The following is a 1,819-nucleotide window of genomic DNA, read 5'->3' on the forward strand; positions in this document are numbered from 1 at the left end:
GATCGACTCCGAGGACAAGCCGACCCGGGTCGGCTACCGCAAGGACGAGGAAGGCCGCAGCATCCGGGTCTCGCGGCGCACCGGTAAGGACCTCTGACGCCATGAGTGCACCCACCCGTGAGCTGCCCCGCATGCTCGCCCACTACCGCGAGTCCATCGCCCCGGCGCTGCAGTCCGAGTTCGGCTACGAGAACGTCATGCAGATCCCGCGGCTGACGAAGATCGTCGTCAACATGGGCGTCGGCGAGGCCACCCGCGACGCCAAGCTGATGGACGGCGCGGTCCGCGACCTGACCGCCATCACCGGCCAGCGGCCGGCCGTCGTGCGGGCCCGCAAGTCCATCGCGCAGTTCAAGCTGCGCGAGGGCATGCCGATCGGCGCGAAGGTCACCCTCCGCGGCGACCGCATGTGGGAGTTCCTGGACCGGCTGCTGTCGCTGGCCCTGCCCCGCATCCGTGACTTCCGCGGGCTCAACGCCAAGCAGTTCGACGGTCACGGCAACTACACGTTCGGCCTGACCGAGCAGTCGATGTTCCGCGAGATCGACGTGGACAAGATCGACCGTCCGCGCGGCATGGACATCACGCTGGTCACCACCGCCACGAACGACGAGGAGGGTCGCGAGCTCCTCCGCCTGCTGGGCTTCCCGTTCGCCGGCCAGCCCGTCGTGACCACCACCCGCTGAGCGGGGGAGGAGACACCCAGATGGCCAAGAAGGCGCTGATCAACAAGGCGGCCCGCAAGCCGAAGTTCGCGGTCCGCGGCTACACCCGGTGCCAGCGGTGCGGTCGCCCGCACTCGGTCTTCCGCAAGTTCGGCCTGTGCCGGATCTGCCTGCGGGAGATGGCGCACGCCGGCGAGCTGCCGGGCGTCAGCAAGTCCAGCTGGTAAAGGACCCGGCTGCCCCCACGACACGCTCCGCGCCGTGGGGCCCTGCAGCCGGGCCGTTCCATCCCCTCACCAGGCACCACCGATCGCCGAGAGGCCCGCGCGAGACCGCGTGAGGAACCGCGGCGAGAGAGGCACGACACCCATGACGATGACCGACCCGATCGCGGACATGCTGACGCGGATCCGGAACGCCAACCAGGCGTACCACGACTCCACGACCATGCCGTCGTCCAAGCTGAAGACGCACATCGCCGAGATCCTCCAGCAGGAGGGCTACATCGCCGGCTGGACCGTCAACGAGGTCGAGAAGGACGGCACCACCCGCAAGGAGCTGGTGGTGGACCTCAAGTACGGCCCCAACCGTGAGCGGAGCATCGCCGGCGTCCGGCGCGTCTCCAAGCCCGGTCTGCGGGTGTACGCCAAGTCCAACGCGCTGCCGAAGGTGCTCGGCGGCCTCGGGGTGGCCATCATCTCCACCTCGACCGGGCTGCTGACCGACCGCCAGGCGAACAAGAAGGGCGTGGGTGGGGAAGTCCTCGCCTACGTCTGGTGAGGAGCGAGTGACATGTCGCGGATCGGACGACTGCCGATTCCCGTGCCCGGTGGCGTGGACGTCACCATCGACGGCCAGACGCTGAGCGTCAAGGGTCCCAAGGGCACGCTGAACCACACCGTCGCCTCGCCGATCACGGTCGAGCGCGGCGACGACGGCACGCTGCAGGTGCAGCGTCCTGACGACGAGCGGGAGAGCCGGGCCCTGCACGGGCTGTCGCGCACGCTCATCGCCAACATGATCACCGGCGTCACCGAGGGCTACACCAAGACCCTCGAGATCGTCGGCGTCGGGTACCGCGTGCAGGCCCGCGGGTCGGACCTCGAGTTCGCCCTGGGCTACAGCCACCCGGTGCCGGTGAGGGCCCCCGAGGG

Annotated in this window: 4 protein-coding genes and 1 pseudogene; all 5 read left to right on the forward strand. The window is 69.3% G+C overall.

From position 1 onward, the window contains the following. Positions 1–97 (forward strand): annotated as a pseudogene (locus VF542_RS19730) (50S ribosomal protein L24); the annotation flags it as partial. Between the two features lie 4 nt (positions 98–101). Further along, the gene (rplE, locus tag VF542_RS19735) at positions 102–686 is read left to right on the forward strand and encodes a 50S ribosomal protein L5 (RefSeq protein ID WP_091446663.1); all 585 of its coding nucleotides are present in this window, start codon (positions 102–104) and stop codon (positions 684–686) included. Between the two features lie 20 nt (positions 687–706). Next, positions 707–892: a type Z 30S ribosomal protein S14 gene (locus tag VF542_RS19740; RefSeq protein WP_012950469.1), complete on the forward strand. Its 186-nt coding sequence runs from the start codon at positions 707–709 to the stop codon at positions 890–892. Positions 893–1,034: 142 nt separating this feature from the next. Continuing rightward, positions 1,035–1,445, forward strand: coding sequence for a 30S ribosomal protein S8 (rpsH, locus tag VF542_RS19745; protein ID WP_100497377.1), 411 nt, complete (start codon positions 1,035–1,037; stop codon positions 1,443–1,445). A 12-nt stretch (positions 1,446–1,457) separates the two neighbouring features. After that, positions 1,458–1,819, forward strand: a 362-nt coding sequence (locus VF542_RS19750) for a 50S ribosomal protein L6 (protein ID WP_408653408.1), incomplete at its 3' end; no start/stop codon positions are given.

Origin of the sequence: Jatrophihabitans sp. (assembly GCF_036389215.1) — a bacterium.
GTDB lineage: Bacteria > Actinomycetota > Actinomycetes > Mycobacteriales > Jatrophihabitantaceae > Jatrophihabitans_A.

Coding starts and splice junctions, on each gene's coding strand:
- rpsH (WP_100497377.1), top strand. CDS start 1,035: ATGACGATGACCGACCCGATCGCGGACATGCTGACGCGGATCCGGAAC.
- rplE (WP_091446663.1), top strand. CDS start 102: ATGAGTGCACCCACCCGTGAGCTGCCCCGCATGCTCGCCCACTACCGC.
- VF542_RS19740 (WP_012950469.1), top strand. CDS start 707: ATGGCCAAGAAGGCGCTGATCAACAAGGCGGCCCGCAAGCCGAAGTTC.